This is a genomic window from Lysinibacillus capsici (assembly GCF_003367505.1).
In the GTDB taxonomy this organism is placed as follows: Bacteria; Bacillota; Bacilli; order Bacillales_A; family Planococcaceae; genus Lysinibacillus; species Lysinibacillus capsici.
In genome coordinates this window covers 91647-110855 of the sequence record NZ_PXXX01000019.1, presented here as the reverse complement: position 1 = coordinate 110855, position 19209 = coordinate 91647, and the positions used below count along the sequence as shown (strand labels likewise).

Here is a 19209-nt window from a genome sequence, read left to right as displayed (position 1 = left end):
GGACGCTTTCACAAATTATTAGTTTCCTAAATGAGGAAATTTCATGTATGGATTTTTATTTTGTACCGAATAGACGGTCTCCGGCATCACCTAAGCCAGGTACAATATAACCATGGTCATTTAATTTTTCATCAAGTGCAGCAATGTAAATATCTACATCCGAATGTTCTTCTTGAATAGCTTTCACACCCTCTGGTGCAGCGATTAAGCACATGAATTTAATGTTTTTAGCTCCACGTTTTTTCAGTGAATGAATTGCCTCCACTGCAGAACCACCAGTTGCAAGCATTGGATCTACAATGATGAAATCACGTTCTTCAACATCTGCAGGAAGTTTTGCGTAATATTCAACTGGTTTTAATGTTTCTGGATCACGGTAAAGACCAATATGACCAACTTTTGCAGCAGGGATAAGCTTTAATACGCCATCTACCATACCGATACCTGCACGTAAAATCGGTACGATTGCAAGTTTTTTACCAGAAAGTACTTTTGTTTTTGCAATTGTTACAGGTGTTTCAATTTCAATTTCCTCTACTGGCATATCACGTGTAATTTCAAATGCCATTAGTGTTGCCACTTCGTCTACTAGCTCACGAAATTCTTTTGTTCCTGTATTCTTGTCGCGAATATAAGTTAATTTGTGTTGGATTAGTGGATGATCAAATACATAGACTTTGCTCAAAGGGATTCTCTCCTCACCGTTCGGATTCATTTTTATCTCAACTAGTATAACAGAAAAAAGGAGTCGCCTCAAAAATAAATTTAGGACAACTCCATTTATCATCTATTCTTTTGTCAAAACTAAGTTATTGATCAAGGATTATATCTAATTGTTCAATTGGCATTGGCTTGAAATAGAAGTATCCTTGTCCTACTGTGCATCCTAGCGCACGTAGAATCTCAACCTGTTCCTCTGTCTCTATACCCTCTGCCACTGAAATCATCCCTAAATTTAATGCTAACTGAATGATAGAGCGAACAATAGCAAGTGTTGCTGGATCTTCAATAGCATTGATGAAGCTACGATCAATCTTTAGTTCAGCAAACGGTAGTTGTTGTAAATAGCTTAATGAAGAAAAGCCTGTTCCAAAATCATCTACGGATGTTTTAAAGCCATAGCTCTTCAGCTCCTGAATGATCTTATAGGCTGATTGGAAATCTACTAAACCAATATTTTCTGTCACCTCTAAGATAATATAGCTAGGGTCAATATTGTACTTCCGCACAAGTTTCAGTGTATCCTGAACAAAGTGCGTGTAGTAAAAATGGTCAGGTGAAATATTGACAGCTATTTTCACTAATTTCCTTCCCAGGTGTTGTCGTTCTGAAAGCCATGAGAGTACCGTCTCTAAAATAAGTACATCAATTTCTCGAACCTTACCAGCACTCTCAGCTACTGGAATAAAGACTGCTGGTGAAACAAAACCCAATTTTGGAGAAATCCATCTTGCAAGTGCTTCAATACTTTGAATTTCCCCATTGCGTAAATCTACTTTAGGCTGTAAGTGGACTGTTATTTCTTTATTTTTGATGGCTTCTGACAAATGATTTAAAACCGTCATCTTCTGTACAAGCACATCATTTTTCTCTGTTGTAAATATTTCAGTATGTGTGCCTGGCCTATCGATTGCAAAGGATAACGCATTATCTGCAAAACGAATCGCATCATTAATATTTATGTCATCATTATAGGAAGCAATGCCTGTTTTTAATGTAATATAGATTTGCTTTCCTCCTATAATAAAAGGCTGGCGAATCGTTTCTTTTATTCTCATCTCATAATCATTCAAATCTTCATGAAGTGATATTGTAGTCATAATCAAACTAGAGCTAGTGAATCTAGCAACATACTCATTACTTTCTGACTTGTCTTGCTCAAGACGTTTGGCAAGTTGTCTTAAAAGTTCATCACCAATTTCACGGCCATATAATTCAACTACTTGATGAAATTCACTAGGTTTTAATATTTTAATAAAGCCGCTTTGCCCCTGCTGGACTTCCCTTTCAATCGTATTAACAAAGCTGTGACGATTAGGCAGACCTGTTGTAATGTCTGTATAGGCTAAATCCCAAATTTTTTTCTGCGTCCTTGCATATGAATAAGCCAATGCAACAAGAGCACCCATTTTTCGAAACATATTTTTAAGCATTTGGTCACTTTGTGTTTTTTGGCTAAATATCGAGAAAACACCTATTACTTGCCGCTGTTGATTACGTATAGGGATAAACCATCCATGCGGCTTTTTAGCTAGCGAAGCATATTGCTTATGTTCTTTAGGAATATTCACTTCATCTAAATTTTCTATGAAAGTAGACGTTTCTGATTGCATGACCTTATTAAAGAAATCATTGTTTGTACAACATTTTGGTACGCTCTCTGTTTGATTATCTCCTATGAAAACTTGTAATTGGTTTACTTCTGTTTTTATAAGCACCATACTTGCAATATTTGGCATGAAAAATTCATCGAGGCCTTGACAAATAAGCTTCATCTTTTGCTCAAAAGTAAACTCCTTCTCAATTGCCCTGTACATATCATTTTCTAAACGCATTAAGAAGTCTTCCGTATGATAATATGTAACATCCTTCACTAATACTAAAACAAATTGCGTTACATTTGCCTCATTGCAAAAAGGTAATGCTTGTATTTCTGCCCAAAAGGGAGGTTTATCGATGCCATTATGATATAGCTTCGCCTGCACCATTATGCCGTTATGTATTTTTTCTTTAATCATTTCAATGGTTGTCATTTTTTCGTCCATTGATAGCCATGAAAAATAATCAGTATTTAGAATTTGTGAACGTGCAGCATTAGTAAGCATACAAAAAGAATCATTACACTCTACTATGTAATGATGCTTCGTCGCATCAAAAATAACGTAGCTTTCTTTCGAATTATTACCTAATTTGCGAATGCTGTTTAATAATACATCATAATCTGTGTTTAACGATTTAGTGACCATCCAACCCCTCCTTTTCTATCACTTCATCTCATTTCCATTGTACATAAAATTTAATTAAATTTTCACTTTTATTAAAAAAAACTTCTTTTCTAGGACACTATCTGTCCTCTGCCTACTATAATATATCCCTTTATACCGTTTTTATGTAAATTTATTCAAAAATAAGAGGATTATTCTACTTTATTAGAAAAAAGATGTTTTTTACAGTTTAATCCTCCATTTCCAAAATAAAAAGCTGTATTTAAAGTAAATTTTGTACTTTAAATACAGCTATTATTCTATTGATTATACATATAGTGGATGCTTATCAGTTAATGCCTTCACACGATCTTTTGCATCTGCTTTAACTGCCTCATCTTCAGGGCTTTTAAGAACAGCCGCTATAATTGCTCCTACTTCTTTCATATCTTCCTCTTTAAAGCCACGAGAAGTGACCGCTGGAGTACCAATACGAATTCCAGAAGTGACAAATGGAGATTCAGTATCGTAAGGGATTGTATTTTTATTTGTTGTAATACCTACTTCATCTAGTGCGTGCTCTGCTACTTTACCTGTTAAACCAAGAGATTTAACATTTAGCAGTAATAAATGGTTATCTGTACCACCAGAAACAATTTCAACACCCTCAGCAATTAATACTTCTGCTAATGCCTTTGCATTGGCTTTAATTTGTTTTGCATAGTCTTTAAATTCTGGTTGTAAAGCTTCTCCAAATGCTACAGCTTTTGCAGCGATAACATGCATTAATGGGCCACCTTGAATGCCTGGAAATACAGATTTATTTAGTTTTTGCTCCCATTCTTTTGAAGCAAGAATTAATCCACCACGTGGTCCACGTAATGTTTTATGTGTAGTTGATGTAACAAAATCAGCATATGGCACTGGTGATTGATGTTCGCCAGCAGCTACAAGTCCAGCAATGTGTGCCATATCCACCATGAAATAGGCTCCGACTTCGTCTGCAATTTCACGGAATTTAGAGAAGTCAATTTCACGTGGATAAGCAGATGCACCAGCAACAATCAGTTTCGGTTTATGCTCTAAAGCCTTTTGTCGTACATCTTCATAATCAATCACTTGTGTATCTTGTGTTACACCATACTCTACAAAATTATATAGAATACCAGAGAAGTTTACTGGAGAACCATGTGTTAAGTGACCACCATGTGAAAGGTTCATACCCAGAACTGTGTCACCTGGTTCTAGAATCGTATGGTAAACAGCCATGTTTGCTTGTGCACCTGAGTGTGGTTGCACATTTGCATATTCTGCTCCGAAGAGTTCTTTTACACGATCACGTGCAATGTCTTCTACTACGTCTACATGCTCACAGCCACCATAATAGCGTTTACCAGGATAACCTTCAGCGTATTTATTTGTCAGTACTGATCCTTGCGCTTCCATCACTGCTTCGGATACAAAGTTTTCTGATGCAATCAATTCAATATTTGCTTGCTGACGTGTTTTTTCTGCAAGAATTCCATCTAGTACTGCTTTGTCTTGTACTGCTAATTTTTCATATGCCATGTTTGAAAAAGCCTCCTAAAGTATCGTTATTCATCTCTACCACTAAATAGGGTGGTAATTATTTATATACTGCACGTTCTCCGCCAATTAGCTTAGGACGTGTTGTTGCAATCGTCACAACAGCTTCTCCTACCATTTTTACCGATGTTCGAACAGGTACAGCTACTGCTTTCAAATGCATACCGATTAATGTTTGTCCAATATCAATACCTGCATGTGCCTGTATTGTTTCAACAATCACTGGATTATCAAATTGCGTATAGGCATATGCTGACATTGAGCCGCCTGCCGTACGTACTGGGACAACCGCTACTGGATCATAGCCAAATTTTTCAGCTGTTGATGCTTCCATAGTAATGGCGCGATTTATATGCTCACAACCTTGGAATGCTAAAAGCAATTGATGCTTTGCTGCAAATTCTTGTAACGGCTCAAAAATGGCTTCTGCTATCTCCAATGCTCCCGCTGTGCCAATTTTCTGACCAATCACTTCAGATGTAGAGCACCCTACTACAAAAATTGTATGGGGTCGTAATGTTACTTGCTCTTCAAATTCACTGAGTAACTGAGTCAAATGTGTTCGTATTTGTTTTACAACCATTAAGCTCAGCTCCTTCATCTATATCCATTAAAATCATGCCATATATGGAATAACAAAACTATTATTGCTCTAGTTCAGTAATTTTTTCAATACGGCGTACATGGCGGCCACCTTCAAAATCGGTTTCTAGCCATGCTTGTACGATTTCACGTGCAAGGCCAGGGCCAATTACACGTTCGCCCATTGCTAAAATATTTGAATCATTATGGCAACGCGTTGCCTTGGCACTAAATACATCATGTACTAATGCACAACGTATGCCCTTGACCTTATTAGCGGCAATGGACATACCGATTCCTGTGCCACAAATTAAAATGCCTTTATCAAATTCTCCGTTAGCAACACCCTCAGATACAGGTTTTGCATAGTCTGGATAGTCTACTGAATCCGCAGATTGTGGACCAAAATCTTCGTAGCTAATTTGAAGTTCATCTAATAGCTGCATAATCTCACGACGTAAGTTATTGCCTCCGTGATCAGAAGAAATTGCTATTCTCACTGGGTTCCCTCTTTTCGAATTATAGTCAACCTTAGTGTACCACTTCTTTCTGAAGAATAACACGATTTTTCTTATGTTTTTACGTTGATTTTTCCTGAAAGACGAACATTAATTGTATGTTAACACAAAATTATTCACTTTTAAACTTATTTTTTTGTGGATAATGTGAATATCATGTTAATAAGTTCGGATAATGGTCTTTTGTTGTAATATTCCATCTACTGAAGTTTTTTTAGCTTTTTACTTACAGTGGACATAAATTGTCCTTTAATAAAAAAGGTTATACATAAATCCGATTTTTCATGGGATTTATGTATAACCTTCAGGACTATGCTTGTCTATCAAATTGTTGGATCATTTTATGCAATGCTTCCGATTGCTTTTTCAAACTTTGAGCCAGATGCTCGACTTGTTCAATTGCATAGGCTTGCTCTTCAGCAGCACTACGAACTTCCTGTGCACCTGCTGACGTTTGTTCCGCAATGGCAGCAACTTCCTGTGATTGTCGAGCTGTCGTTTCAATATTATGCATTTGCTGTTCAATTAAAGAAGAAATCTCAACAATTGATGTTGCCATTTCATGTACATTAGAAGCCATATTTTCTACTGCTGTCGTTGTTTCAGACACTCGATCGGCTTCCTTTGTTGCAAAGGCAACTTGTTCGTTCATTTGTTTCACAACTACCTCTACGTTTTGCTGCATGGTTTGAATTAAAGCTGTAATTCCTTGCACTGCTTTTGCACTTTCATCAGCCAAACCACGGACTTCTTCAGCTACTACTGCAAAGCCTTTTCCATGTTCTCCTGCACGAGCAGCTTCTATAGAGGCGTTTAGTGCCAACAGATTGGTTTGTGCTGCAATGTCACCAACTAAGCTAATTATTCGTTCTACCTGTCCAGCATTCTCTTCTAGCGCATGAATGCTTTTTAATGCCTCATTATTGCCTGTCGCAATTTGTTGAATACTATTCACTAATGTTTCAATGGCTTTTGTTGTTGTCGATAAATTATGTAGAATCTCTTTAGTTTGTGATGCTGATGCTTCTGCCCTACTATTTACCTCTGTTGCAAGCGTTCTTACATCTTCAATCGCTTCAGCAGTATCTTGTACAGCAGTTGCAGATGCTTCTGCTCCTGTAGAAATATGCTTTACGGTAGATGCAATGCCTTCTGCCTTTCTTGTTGCCACTCCTGCTTCATCTGAAAGCTGGATAATCGATTGATTCGTTTGTTGGAAGTTATGATCAATACTTTCCACCATTTGACGTAAGTTTAACACCATTTGTTGGAATGCCTCTGCAACAGATCGAATCTCATCATTTGTATTAGGCATTTGTACATCCTGTCCTATTTTTCCTTCTGCCACAAGTGTTGCTGAGTGTTCAAGCTGCTGCAACGGCTTGATGAGGATTACACTTAAAAAGGCAGCTAATATCCCTGACCAAGTTATGCCTAACGCATACGTAATCACTTCAAAAACTTTTCGATTTGTGTCAGGGAAGAAGGTAGGTTGTAAAAACTCAATGAATATAAAACTGACACTGTAGGTGATTAGTGCAAGAACACTAACAAATAACACCAACTTTAGGCGTAAACCAAATTGTTTTTTCATAGGACCCCTCAATTCTTTTCTAGTTTTTGTATTAATTGATCAACCAGTTCTTTTAATTCTGCAAATGTTGCTTCATAAATTGCTCTATTACCACCATAAGGATCCACTACATTTTCTAAACTGCATTCATTTGTATACTCTTTCAATGTAAATACTTTATGCTCAGCTTCTGGATAATTGGAAATGACGGTATCTTTGTGAGCAGTCGTCATCGTTAAAACTAAGTCTGCCCATGCCATTTCAGCTTGTGATAATTGCGTCGCAAAATGTTGATGGGACATTTGGGCTTCATTTAACACTTGTTGTGCATGTGCTGACATTTGTGCATTAGGCATCGCATAAATACCCGCTGAGCGCACTTCTACATTGTTTATTTGTTTATGTTTTAAAATAGCTTCTGCCATCGGACTGCGACAAGTATTGCCTGTACAAACAAATAATATTTTCACACTTATCACTCTCCAATTTTATCTATTGTTGAATAGCTAGAATACTCATGATTATAAATATAATGCCAGCAATGATTTGAATTTTATTGCCAAAAAAGACTTGGCTCCTACGTGCTATAACTAATGACCCATAAGCACAAATTAATGCACTTAAGCCTGCACTCATAATAAAAATCGTTTTTTCTAAGTTAAGCATACCAAAAGAAACACTAACTGAAAAGGTGTCTAGGCTTGCAGTCACTGCTAAAAGTACAGGTGAAATCGTTACTTTTTCATCTCTGTGCGAAAATAATAATAAATGCATCCCGATACAAAATAATAAAATACTTGAAATCCATTGTCCCCATTCTAATAGAAATCGAACTAAATAGCTTCCTAATTCAAACCCTAATAAAGGAAAAAGCATATGTAATGCAGCCGTCCATAATGATAAAAATAATCGATATCTAACATTTGGCAGCAAAACATATAGACCAATCACATCAACAGACGTTAATATACCTGCAAGAATTCCCTGCAAGAACGCACTCCTTCGCTCCCTAATATTTTATCATTTTATGCTCGAAAATACATTATTATCATAACTGTTTACTATTGTTTTTCATTTTTAACATATAATAATTGGACAAAAAAAGACAAAAAACATGTGGTTTTTCAATGTCTTTTGCCTATAATTGTTCTATTATTATTTACAATGAATACCATTTACCTCCAGAGGCTTTTTCAAGTCTATTCATAATAGCTGCACCTACTCCTTCTATTGAAGTAGTTGTTGCTAATATTACGGTAGCGGTAGTTTTATCACATGCTCTAAGTGCATTATATAAGGCCGCACCCATTTCTTCTTTACTTCCTGCTTCACCAATAGAGAAGTAAAAATCCACTTTAATTTCTTCAAAGTTCTCAGGTGCAAGTAGTGCTACACTATGTCCTTGTCTCTGTAAATGCAGAACAGCTTCGTTGACTTTCTCAACATCACAGTCTATTAAATACACGGGAGCATTTGGTGCATAATGCGTATATTTCATTCCCGGTGCCTTAGGCGTTGCGTCTAGCTTCTGTTCTATTTTAGTTGGTTGAATCACTGGACCAATCTTAGCCTCAAGCATTTCCTTCGTAATGCCACCTGGACGTAAAATTACTGGAGGTTCATGTGTCAAATCTAGTACAGTAGACTCAAGCCCTATGCCTGTAGAACCTCCATCTAAAATATAAGGTATGTACCCTTCTAAATCATCTAATACATGAACGGCTTCTGTAGGACTTGGCTTTCCACTACGATTAGCGCTCGGTGCAGCAAGCGGTTTTTGGAGCTGTTGTAGTAAGGCGAGCGCTACTGGATGATCAGGCATTCGAATCCCAACTGTTGATAACCCAGCTGTGACACTTTTAGCTAATACATCTGGCTTCGCTGGCATCACCAGTGTTAATGGTCCTGGCCAAAATAAATCCATGCATTGTTTAGCTATGTCAGAAATATGTTCGATATAGATCGCTACTTCCTCTTTTGTACCAACATGGACAATTAAAGGATTATCTGAAGGTCGACCTTTTGCTTCAAATATCTTTTTAACTGCCAGATCATTTGTGGCAATCGCTCCTAAGCCATAAACCGTCTCTGTTGGAAATGCGACTACCTCTCCTGCATTTAAGATATCCACAGCTTGTGTATAATTAATCTGACTATTCACATTACTGTCCACAACCTTACAAACAGTTTTCATGATTAATACCTACCTTCAATTATTCGTTTTTACTGAATTATCCACATATTGTTTATAACTTAATAAAAAATGTGTATAAGTTGTCTGAATTTGTGCACAATTCATTCAAAAAGTCCTTTAATCCATTCCCATATAAAGAATGTAACTTGTTCTTTTTCTTTTTCTTTTTCTTCTACTTCTACTTCTTCTTTTACCTCTTCTTTATCAGGCTCACATATCGATGGGAAAATACTGCACCACCAGTTATCTCCACGGGCATCACCAATCTTTACAACAATTGATTGATAGACATTTTGTGGATAAAGTACAGCACCTTGTCTTTTTGGTGGGAATAAATTATCCCCAACAACAACCTGTGCATCCAATTGTGGATAATTTTCGCTCAGTTTAGCTTCAATTTGTTGTTTTAACGAAAGAATTTGCTCATTCCCAGCAAATCCAGCCGTACCCAGTTGTAGAAAGTATGGCTTTAAATCTTGGACAAGCTGCTGTTTCTCTAGCTGATCTTGTGCAGTATTACTGTTTGCGATAACACGTATACGAAAATCTTTTTCTTGCACATCACCGGAAGATTCCTTCGCCAAACCTACTAATGTTGGAATATATAAAACACATAACTGTAAAACAATCGCAATTAATACTAGTCTAGCAAAAGCTAGAAAGATATTTTGTTTAGGTAATCTAATAATCTTGTATTCGTTCAACATAAAAATCCCTCCTTGCTCAACATTGTTGGCAAGAATAAGAAACTTTATACATGTAGCTCACAAAAAATCATTCGAGGTTTACCGTTAATATCTTTTTCTACTGAAACTGTCGCCTGTGGAAAACTATCTTGAAAAAATTTGGCTACTTTCTCCCCCTGTGTATAACCGATTTCTAATCCAATCAACGCTGGCCTATTCATATAAGCTGGTAATTGTTCGGCTAATTTTCTATATAAAATAAGACCATCTTCCTCGGCAAAGAGGGCACTATGCGGCTCATGCTCTAGCACAACGCTTGACATTGCTTGTGCCTCATCAAATGCGATATACGGTGGGTTCGATAAAACAATATCAAATTTTTCTCCTGCAAGTGGAGCAGCTAAATCTCCCAATCTAAAATCAATATCTGCCTCTAATTGCTTTGCATTTTTTTGAGCAGTTGCTAGTGCAGCTTCTGATAAATCGGTAGCTATGACCGTTAATGCTGGGCATTCCAGCTTCATTGAAATAGCAATGGCTCCACTACCTGTACCGATATCAGCCAGCTTCAATGTTTGCTTTGTAAATAATTTAGGTAGTCGATTAATTGTTCCAAGCACCAATTCCTCTGTTTCAGGTCGTGGTATTAAGACAGATTCATCGACTAAGAATGAACGGCCATAAAACTCCTCATACCCAACACAGTATTGGACAGGGCGTCCATTGACATGTTCTTCTAAGAGCTCATTAAATCTCATTTGCTGCGCTGCTGTTAATTCATCTTGCAAATGCAACATAACTTCTCCATAACTAGTACCAAGCACATGTTGCATAACAATCCGCGCTGCTGTTTGTTCACAACCATTATCCACTAAAAAAGAAGAAGCCCACTCAAGGGCCTCCATCACATTTTTATAAGTCATCATTTAAACGCTCTAACTTCGATGCTTGTTCTTCTAAAATAAGAGCATCGATAATCTCGTCTAGTCTGCCTTCAACGATTTGATCTAGCTTTTGAATCGTTAAGCCGATACGGTGGTCGGTTACGCGGTTTTGTGGATAATTGTATGTGCGAATTCGCTCAGAGCGGTCACCAGATCCAACAGCTGATTTACGTGTAGCATCAATCTCTTTTTGCGCTTCCTGCATATACATATCTGCAACACGAGCACGAAGAATTTTCATTGCTTTTTCACGGTTTTTAATTTGTGAACGTTCATCCTGCATCGAAACCACAACACCTGTCGGTAAATGGGTCATACGAACAGCAGACATTGTTGTATTTACAGATTGACCACCCGCACCAGAAGATGCGAATGTATCTACACGGATATCTTTTTCATGGATTTCAACATCTACTTCCTCAACCTCGGGTAAGCAAGCAACTGTTGCTGTTGATGTATGAATTCGGCCTTGTGATTCTGTAGCAGGGACACGTTGTACACGGTGTGCGCCATTTTCAAATTTGAATTTTGAATAGGCTCCTTGTCCATTAATCATAAAGATTACCTCTTTATAGCCGCCCATTGGGTTTGGTGTAGCTTCCATAATATCAATTTTCCAACCTTGCGTTTCTGCATAGCGAGAATACATACGGAACAAGTCACCTGCAAAAATATTAGCCTCGTCACCACCAGCTGCCCCACGGATTTCCATAATAACGTTTTTATTATCATTCGGATCTTTTGGAATTAATAAAATACGTAATCGCTCTTCTAGCTCTTCCTGCTGTTCTTTTAATAGGTTAAATTCTTCCTTTACCATTTCGTGCATATCAGGATCTTTTTCGCTATCTAACATTTCTCGTGTATCTACTAGCTGTTCTTTAACACTTTTATATTCACGATAAGTATCTACTGTCTCTTGGATATCTGATTGTTCCTTAGAATATTCGCGTAATTTCTTACTATCATTAACAATATCCGGATCGCTCAAAAGCTCAGTAAGCCTTTCATAACGATCTTCCACTGCTTGTAATCGATCAAACATGGATTTCACCTCTATTTAGTTTTTTAAATTGCTCCTTTTTTACAGAGAAGCCGCTTTCATCAAAATTACGCTAAGGCGTAATGGTTTTTTCATTTCTTATTTCCACTACTTAGTATAAGGAAATTTTCACATGTATGCTACTTTTTCTTAGCGCTTTAACAAGCTACTTAGCTTTAAAGCGGTGGATTTGCATGACATTTTCGGCAAACAGGATAATACGAATCATTGCCACCGATTTGAATTTGATCTCCTGTGTAAACTGGCTTTCCACTTTCATCTACACGCAAATTCATTGTTGCTTTTTTATGACAGAACCAGCAAATTGTTTTCATTTCCTCAATTTTATCTGCATATGTAAGCATGTACTGGCTACCTTCAAATAGCTCATTTTGAAAATCATTTTTTAAACCAAAGCCCATTACGGGAATGTCCAATTTATCCACAATGTTAGCTAGCTGTAAAACATGTGCTTTTTTTAGAAATTGAACTTCATCCACAAGCACACAATAAGGTTTGACAGCATTAGTTTTCACTATTTCAAAAATATTTGTATCTTCATAAACAGGAATGGCTTGTTGTCGTAAACCTACTCGACTGGAAACGAAGCCCACCTCATCACGCGTATCTAAACCTGAAGTAAACATCATTACAGGTTTTTGTTGTTCTTCATAATTATGGGCAACTTTTAGAATTTCTATTGACTTCCCACTATTCATTGCACCATGTTTAAAATATAGCTGTGCCATTTTGTCTTCTCCCTTTCTTTGTGTCAATCTGGATTTTGAAAAGACTTGCATCAACGTGTATTATTTACTGAAAAAAATACCTGCCAAGCGCATGCTTGGCAGGTATTAAACTAACATTAGTTTTTAAGACCGTATTTTTTGTTGAAACGATCCACGCGACCATCAGCAGACGCGAATTTTTGACGGCCAGTGTAGAATGGGTGACATTCGTTGCAGAACTCGACAACGATGTTTTCTTTTACTGAACCAGTTTTGAAAGTGTTCCCACAAGAGCAAGTTACTGTTGCTTCTTTGTAGTCTGGATGAATTCCTTGTTTCATATTCGTTTTCTCCTCTCGCCCTGAACCATCTGGAACAGAGTATTATCGAACTGTACCTTACATAGCCCGAATATGTCGACTACAAAAGTTGTGTCGAAGTGGAACGTCAGCTACATATGTACACGTTGCATACTTTTGAAGTATAGCATAGACATTTTATCATTTTCAAGTAAAAAATATTAAAAGCAAACCATCCCTAATACCTAACCGCGAACTTCACGATAATCACTGTCTACTAACCCAATTTTCTCATTTCGTTCTTTAAAGCGAATATTATGTGAAGATACATAGGCTACTTTCGGTGCATCTGGCTCCAAGTATAGTTTTGCACTATTTAATGCTAGTATTCCATCAGTAAATGCACCAGCTATTAATCTAACTTTACTAGGATGATCAATAAAATCACCAGCTCCATAGATACCCGCTACGTTCGTTTCACGATTCTCATTAACAATTGCTACGCCATCCTGAATATTTAATCCCCATTCTTCAAGCGCACCATAATCACATTTTAAACCATGATTTACAATGACAGCATCTACCTTTACTCGTTCCAATTCATCGGTATCTTTATTGACAATAGATACATATTGAATTAAATCACCGTCCCCATGCAATTGAACCACTTCATAGGGCGTTTTTACATGAACTAAGGATTCTTTCATACGTAAGACATTTTTTTCATGTCCTCCAAAATCATCTCGCCGATGAACAATCGTGACGCTTGCGGCTATTGACTCTAGCTCATTAGCCCAATCAACCGCAGAATTACCACCACCTGAAATCAACACATGCTTGTCTCGAAAGATTTCTAATTCCTGAACTGTATAATGTAAATTCGTTACTTCGTAGCGATCTGCTCCTTCAATTTCAAGCTTTTGCATAGAAAGGACGCCATAGCCTACTGCTAAAATAACCGTTTTGGAATAATGCTTTTCTCCTGTAGAGGATGTTAAAATAAATGTTCCATCCTGTTGCTTATCTAACTTTTCCACTTTTTGATTTAAGACAATCGTTGGATCAAAGGTTTCAGCTTGCTCCACAAGTTGTTTAATAAGCTGACCACCTAAAATAGGTGTTACTCCACCTACATCCCAAATCATTTTTTCAGGATATATTAACATACGACCACCAAGTTGTGAGCTATACTCGATAATTTTCGTTTTTAAATCTCGCATTCCACTATAAAAGGCAGTATAAAGCCCTGCTGGACCACCGCCAACAATCGTTACATCATATAGTTCCTCTGACATTTCCTCTTCTCCATCCCCTTCTAATCTATTCAAATGTAAATTATTTGACAAGAATTAATCTAATAACCGTCTATTCTTTCCCCTCATGGTAATACTATTCACACACAAAGGCAAAAGTGCCATTTACTCTTTTAATCGTGCTAGTAAATACAAGAAATAAGGTGCTCCTAAAACTGCTACCACAATCCCTGCTGGAATTTCTGAAGGTTCTAAAATGGAACGACCGATTGTATCAGCCATTAACACTAAGAAACCTCCTAATAATGCTGCGGTTGGCAATAAAAACTGGTGTTTAGCCCCAACAAGCTGTCGAGCTAAGTGTGGCGCAACAAGGCCAACGAAACCAATTCCACCACTTACTGAAACACTAGCTCCAGCCAAACCAACAGCAGCAGCCAACAACCAGCGTCGCTCTTTTTCTATCGAGGCACCTAGTCCTACTGCTGTTAATTCACCTAAATTCAATATGTTTAATACACGTGATTTTGAATAGACGAATGGCAATAAGATAACTAACCATGGTAATAACGACAGAACAAATCTCCAATTTGAGCCCCAAATGCTACCTGCTAGCCATGTTGCTACAAATTGATAATTCTCTGGCGATAGACGTAGTGTTAGCACAATCATAGCGGAGCTAATCCCTGCTGCCACAGCTACCCCAGTTAAGATTAAACGCATTGGTGTAATCCCCTCATGGCGTCGATAAGAAAGTGAATAAATCAGTACAGCTGTCAAACCTGCTCCTATAAAAGCCAGTATAGGCAGTAAATAAACAGGTGCTGCTTTCGTAGTTGGAAAAAATGACACATAGAGCATAACCGCTAGTCCTGCTCCTGCATTAATCCCTAAGATTCCTGGGTCTGCTAAGGCATTTTTAGAAATGCCCTGTAAAATAGCGCCAGATATAGCTAACCCCATACCTACTAATACAGCAATCACAATTCTTGGAAGTCTGAATTCATATAAGATAAGCTGCTGTTGTGCATCACCTTGACCAAAAAGAGTCCGAAGAACCTCCATTGGTGTCAGTTTAATGACACCTGTATTCATACTTATGACAAAGGTAATAACGATTAACACAATGAGCGTAGCAAGAATGGAAAAATGTTTCCTTTTCGCCTTTAGCTGACTTGGTGTTAAATAGCTGTTACTCATAGTTCTTTCCCTCCTTTTCGAGCTAAATAAAGGAAGAATGGTACTCCAATAAAGGCTATGAGCGCACCAATGGGTGTTTCATATGGTGGATTAATAACACGTGCTACTAAATCAGCTAACACAACAAGCAATGCTCCATATACCAAGGAACAAGCGATGATCCAGCGATAATCATGACCAACTATGTATCTGGTTAAATGAGGGATAATTAACCCTACAAAACCAACCGCACCGACAACAGAAACTGCTGCACCCGCTAAAACTAAAACAATGATCATTCCCCATACTTTTACCACAGCAGTACGTTGCCCTAGCCCTACTGCAATTTCTTCACCTAAGCTCAGTACGGTGATGGAGCGTGATAGGATAAGAGCTCCTATCATCGCAACAAGTATCCATGGAGATAAGATTTGTAGATGGCTCCATTTTGTGCCCGAAACCCCACCCGCATACCAAAATGCGAGGTCTTGTCCGATACGAAAATAAAGAGCAATTCCTTCTCCGAGCGCCCCAAGTAACGCACTAACAGCAGCTCCTGCTAAAACTAGTCGCATAGGTGTTAAGCCACCTTTAGAAAGCGAGCCAATACCATAAACGATGGCCACACCAAGACCTGCACCTACAAAGGACCATAAAATTAAATACATATAAGGCAACCCAGGGAAGAAGGCAAAACATACGGCTAACATAAAGGCAGCTCCTGAGTTCAAGCCTAATAACCCTGAGTCTGCTAAAGGGTTGCGTGTCATCCCCTGCATAATCGCACCCGCTACCGCAAAGCTTGCACCGACTAATGCTGCTCCAAGTACCCGTGGTAAGCGAATATCATGGATAATTTGATGTGTTGTTAATTCTGGTGAAAAATGGGTAACAGCTGTCCAAACAGTACCCAATGAAATATCTGCTGCACCAAAAGAAATTGATAAGCCAATGGCAACTATTAATCCAATTACTCCTACGATTAAAGCCACTACTCCACGGATCGGATGAGATCGCTTCTGTAGCTCTTCTAAATCGTGGAGCTCTCCTACTCCTGTCGACGTAGTCATTTTATTTCCTCCTCATAACTTCCAACTAGCTTTTATTTTTTCATATCGTACAACTGATAAGATAGGCAGATTGGATTTTCACTATAGGGACATACAGCCATTTCTGCATCAATATTAAATACCCTTTGTAAATTTTCTTTTGTCATCACTTCTTTTGGACTGCCATTCACCATTAAATTGCCGTCTCTCATGGCCATCATAAAATGAGAGAACCGTGATGCATGATTTAAATCATGTAAAACCATGATAATTGTTCGTCCTTCTTCCTTATTTAGTTTTTGTAGCAACAATAAAATATCGAGCTGATGTGCTAAATCTAAATAAGTTGTTGGTTCATCCAGTACTAAAATATCCGTGCCTTGCGCCAATGCCATAGCAATCCATACTCTCTGACGCTGACCACCTGATAATGCTTCGATTGGTCGATCACTAAATTCTCTTAGTCCCGTAACATCAATAGCCCAATGGATATATTCATAGTCTTCCTTTTGCAATGTACCAAACCCTACTTGATGAGGAAAACGACCATAGGATACCAGTTCAAAAACCGTTAATCCTCCTGGTGCTGTTGCTGTTTGAGGTAAAATAGCCATTCTTTTGGCCACTTCTTTTGTTTTCAATTGATGTATAGCTTTGCCATCTAAATAGACAGCTCCATTTTGTGTGCGTAATACACGTGCTACAGCCTTTAATAAAGTAGACTTGCCACAACCATTTGGACCAATAATCGTGGAGATCTCCCCTTTTGGAATCTCCACACTTAAATCATTGACGATGAGCGCAGAAGAGTAACCAATCGCAACATGATCTATTTCAAGTACTGACATCTTTAACTTCCTTTCACTTTTGAGACTTTTACTTTTAAATTTGTAAACCAAATTGGGCTGTATACAAGCCATAGTAAGCATTTTGGCGTTCCATTAATTGCTCATGTGTGCCTTCTTCAATAATGCCCTTTTTCGATACCACAACAATTCTGTCTGCATCCTTAATCGTTGCTAAACGGTGGGCAATCACTAATGTAGTACGACCGATAGAAAGCTCGTTTAAGGCTTGCTGGATAGCTTGTTCTGTTTCTGTATCCAATGCAGATGTTGCTTCATCTAGTATTAAGATTTTTGGATTTTTCAAGAAAATACGCGCAATTGATAATCTTTGTTTTTGTCCACCTGATAATTTGACACCACGTTCACCTATGAGAGTATCCATGCCTTCTGGTAAAGCATTGATTACATCCGTCAGTTGTGCTCGTTGTGCGGCATACCAAATATCTTCTTCACTGGCATTTAAATCACCATAGGCAATGTTTTCACGAATGGTACCATCGAATAAAAAGACATCTTGCTGGACAATCCCGATATGCGAACGTAAAGATTGCAGTTTAAAGTCTCGTATATCAACACCATCAATCTTAATGGAACCCTCATTCACCTCATAAAAACGTGGCAATAGGCTACAGATCGTAGATTTCCCTGCACCAGAAGGGCCTACTAAGGCAACCGTTTCACCAGGACGTATCTTTAAATTAATTTGATGTAAGGCACGATTATTGGCAGCGTAGCCAAACGATACATTAGAAAAAGTAATTTCACCATCAATTTCATCGATTGTTTTCGCTTCTGGATGGTCCGCAATTTCGGGCTCCGTTTCGAGGAATTCAATATAGCGCCTAAATCCTGCCATGCCCTTAGGATAGCTTTCTATAAACATATTGATTTTGTTAATTGGGCCTAAGAGAATACCTGAAAGTAAAATAAATGCGATAAAATCGCCATTTGTTAAATGCCCATTTAATACAAAATAAGCCCCAACAAATAAAGTAAAGAGTGATAATACCTTCGTGAGTATGCCTGAAATAGCTTCATTCCAAGCCATTACTTTATAGGAAAACAGCTTTGTCATACGGAATCTTTCATTATTTACTTTAAAGCGTTTAATCTCATGATCTTCATTTGTAAAAGCTTGTACAACACGAATACCACTTACATTGTTTTCAACACGTGCATTAAAATCTGCAATATCTCCAAACATTTGACGGAATGCCTTGGACATTAATTTCCCGAAAATAATGGTTAAGATTAAGATAATCGGAACAAGTAAGAAAATAAGAATCGTAAAGGTTGGATCAATATAGTACATGACACCAAATGTTCCAATAATCGTCATCGCTGCAATAAAGATATCCTCTGGACCATGGTGAGCAAGTTCACCAATATCCATCAAATCATTTGTTAAACGAGAAACAAGATGCCCTGTTTTGTTGTTATCAAAATATCTAAAGGATAGCTTTTGTACATGGCTGAAGGATTCTTTTCTCATATCCGTCTCAATATTAATGCCCAGCATATGTCCCCAATATGAAACGATAAAATGAAGAATGGAGTTAAAAATGTATAATCCAAACAGCAATAAACTCGCCATAATAATCCATTTCAATTCCCCATCTGGCAGAATATCATCAATTACTTTATTTAAAACAATCGGAAACGCAAGCTCTATTAGTGCCACTAATATGGCACAGCTAAAATCTAAAATAAATAAGCCTTTATAAGGCTTATAATATGAAAAAAATCGCCGTAATAACATGGTGTAGCCTCCTATCGTGATCTCGTTTTACGTATCTATAAATG

At 37.7% G+C, this 19209-nt stretch carries 19 protein-coding genes; all 19 read right to left on the bottom strand.

The window, feature by feature from the left end; genetic code table 11:
* Window positions 1-55: 55 nt before the first annotated feature.
* The 19 genes from upp to C7B89_RS17710 all read right to left on the bottom strand — a co-directional run bounded on the left by upp (window position 56) and on the right by C7B89_RS17710 (window position 19165).
* Window positions 56-685, bottom strand: a complete 630-nt coding sequence (upp, locus tag C7B89_RS17800; RefSeq protein WP_004269470.1) for a uracil phosphoribosyltransferase — start codon at window positions 683-685, stop codon at window positions 56-58.
* A 124-nt stretch (window positions 686-809) separates the two neighbouring features.
* Complete coding sequence (locus C7B89_RS17795) at window positions 810-2966, bottom strand: EAL domain-containing protein (protein WP_115674212.1); 2157 nt, start codon at window positions 2964-2966, stop codon at window positions 810-812.
* A gap of 285 nt (window positions 2967-3251) precedes the next feature.
* Window positions 3252-4493 (bottom strand): serine hydroxymethyltransferase, encoded by a 1242-nt coding sequence (gene glyA, locus C7B89_RS17790; RefSeq protein WP_048395620.1) that lies wholly within the window; start codon window positions 4491-4493, stop codon window positions 3252-3254.
* Between the two features lie 58 nt (window positions 4494-4551).
* Window positions 4552-5094, bottom strand: coding sequence for a TIGR01440 family protein (locus tag C7B89_RS17785; protein WP_016992753.1), 543 nt, complete (start codon window positions 5092-5094; stop codon window positions 4552-4554).
* 61 nt (window positions 5095-5155) lie between these two features.
* Window positions 5156-5593 (bottom strand): ribose 5-phosphate isomerase B, encoded by a 438-nt coding sequence (gene rpiB, locus C7B89_RS17780; protein WP_004269466.1) that lies wholly within the window; start codon window positions 5591-5593, stop codon window positions 5156-5158.
* Window positions 5594-5921: 328 nt separating this feature from the next.
* The gene (locus C7B89_RS17775; protein ID WP_004269465.1) at window positions 5922-7205 is read right to left on the bottom strand and encodes a methyl-accepting chemotaxis protein; all 1284 of its coding nucleotides are present in this window, start codon (window positions 7203-7205) and stop codon (window positions 5922-5924) included.
* Between the two features lie 8 nt (window positions 7206-7213).
* Window positions 7214-7654 (bottom strand): low molecular weight protein arginine phosphatase, encoded by a 441-nt coding sequence (locus tag C7B89_RS17770; RefSeq protein ID WP_048395618.1) that lies wholly within the window; start codon window positions 7652-7654, stop codon window positions 7214-7216.
* A gap of 22 nt (window positions 7655-7676) precedes the next feature.
* On the bottom strand, window positions 7677-8174 hold the full coding sequence (locus tag C7B89_RS17765) for a manganese efflux pump (protein ID WP_048395616.1): 498 nt from the start codon (window positions 8172-8174) through the stop codon (window positions 7677-7679).
* Between the two features lie 169 nt (window positions 8175-8343).
* Window positions 8344-9378 carry an L-threonylcarbamoyladenylate synthase gene (locus C7B89_RS17760; RefSeq protein WP_048395614.1) on the bottom strand — a complete coding sequence of 345 codons (1035 nt, stop codon included), beginning with the start codon at window positions 9376-9378 and terminating at the stop codon, window positions 8344-8346.
* A gap of 101 nt (window positions 9379-9479) precedes the next feature.
* Window positions 9480-10085 (bottom strand): stage II sporulation protein R, encoded by a 606-nt coding sequence (locus tag C7B89_RS17755; protein WP_115674211.1) that lies wholly within the window; start codon window positions 10083-10085, stop codon window positions 9480-9482.
* Between the two features lie 44 nt (window positions 10086-10129).
* Window positions 10130-10990, bottom strand: coding sequence for a peptide chain release factor N(5)-glutamine methyltransferase (prmC, locus tag C7B89_RS17750; protein ID WP_048395610.1), 861 nt, complete (start codon window positions 10988-10990; stop codon window positions 10130-10132).
* A complete protein-coding gene (gene prfA / locus C7B89_RS17745; protein ID WP_115674210.1) occupies window positions 10977-12053 on the bottom strand; it encodes a peptide chain release factor 1 in 1077 nt (358 codons plus the stop codon). Before prfA ends, prmC begins: the two co-directional genes overlap by 14 nt.
* Window positions 12054-12226: 173 nt before the next feature.
* Window positions 12227-12799 (bottom strand): thymidine kinase, encoded by a 573-nt coding sequence (locus C7B89_RS17740; RefSeq protein ID WP_048395608.1) that lies wholly within the window; start codon window positions 12797-12799, stop codon window positions 12227-12229.
* Window positions 12800-12915: 116 nt separating this feature from the next.
* On the bottom strand, window positions 12916-13119 hold the full coding sequence (rpmE, locus tag C7B89_RS17735) for a 50S ribosomal protein L31 (protein ID WP_004269457.1): 204 nt from the start codon (window positions 13117-13119) through the stop codon (window positions 12916-12918).
* A 203-nt stretch (window positions 13120-13322) separates the two neighbouring features.
* Window positions 13323-14372, bottom strand: a complete 1050-nt coding sequence (locus tag C7B89_RS17730; protein WP_115674279.1) for an NAD(P)/FAD-dependent oxidoreductase — start codon at window positions 14370-14372, stop codon at window positions 13323-13325.
* A 123-nt stretch (window positions 14373-14495) separates the two neighbouring features.
* Window positions 14496-15530 carry a FecCD family ABC transporter permease gene (locus C7B89_RS17725; RefSeq protein WP_115674209.1) on the bottom strand — a complete coding sequence of 345 codons (1035 nt, stop codon included), beginning with the start codon at window positions 15528-15530 and terminating at the stop codon, window positions 14496-14498.
* Entirely contained in the window at window positions 15527-16579 is a 1053-nt protein-coding gene (locus C7B89_RS17720; protein ID WP_054548709.1) for a FecCD family ABC transporter permease, read from the bottom strand. Before C7B89_RS17720 ends, C7B89_RS17725 begins: the two co-directional genes overlap by 4 nt.
* Window positions 16580-16611: 32 nt before the next feature.
* Window positions 16612-17406 carry an ABC transporter ATP-binding protein gene (locus C7B89_RS17715; protein WP_048395606.1) on the bottom strand — a complete coding sequence of 265 codons (795 nt, stop codon included), beginning with the start codon at window positions 17404-17406 and terminating at the stop codon, window positions 16612-16614.
* 34 nt (window positions 17407-17440) lie between these two features.
* Window positions 17441-19165, bottom strand: coding sequence for an ABC transporter ATP-binding protein (locus C7B89_RS17710; protein WP_115674208.1), 1725 nt, complete (start codon window positions 19163-19165; stop codon window positions 17441-17443).
* Window positions 19166-19209 lie beyond the last annotated feature (44 nt).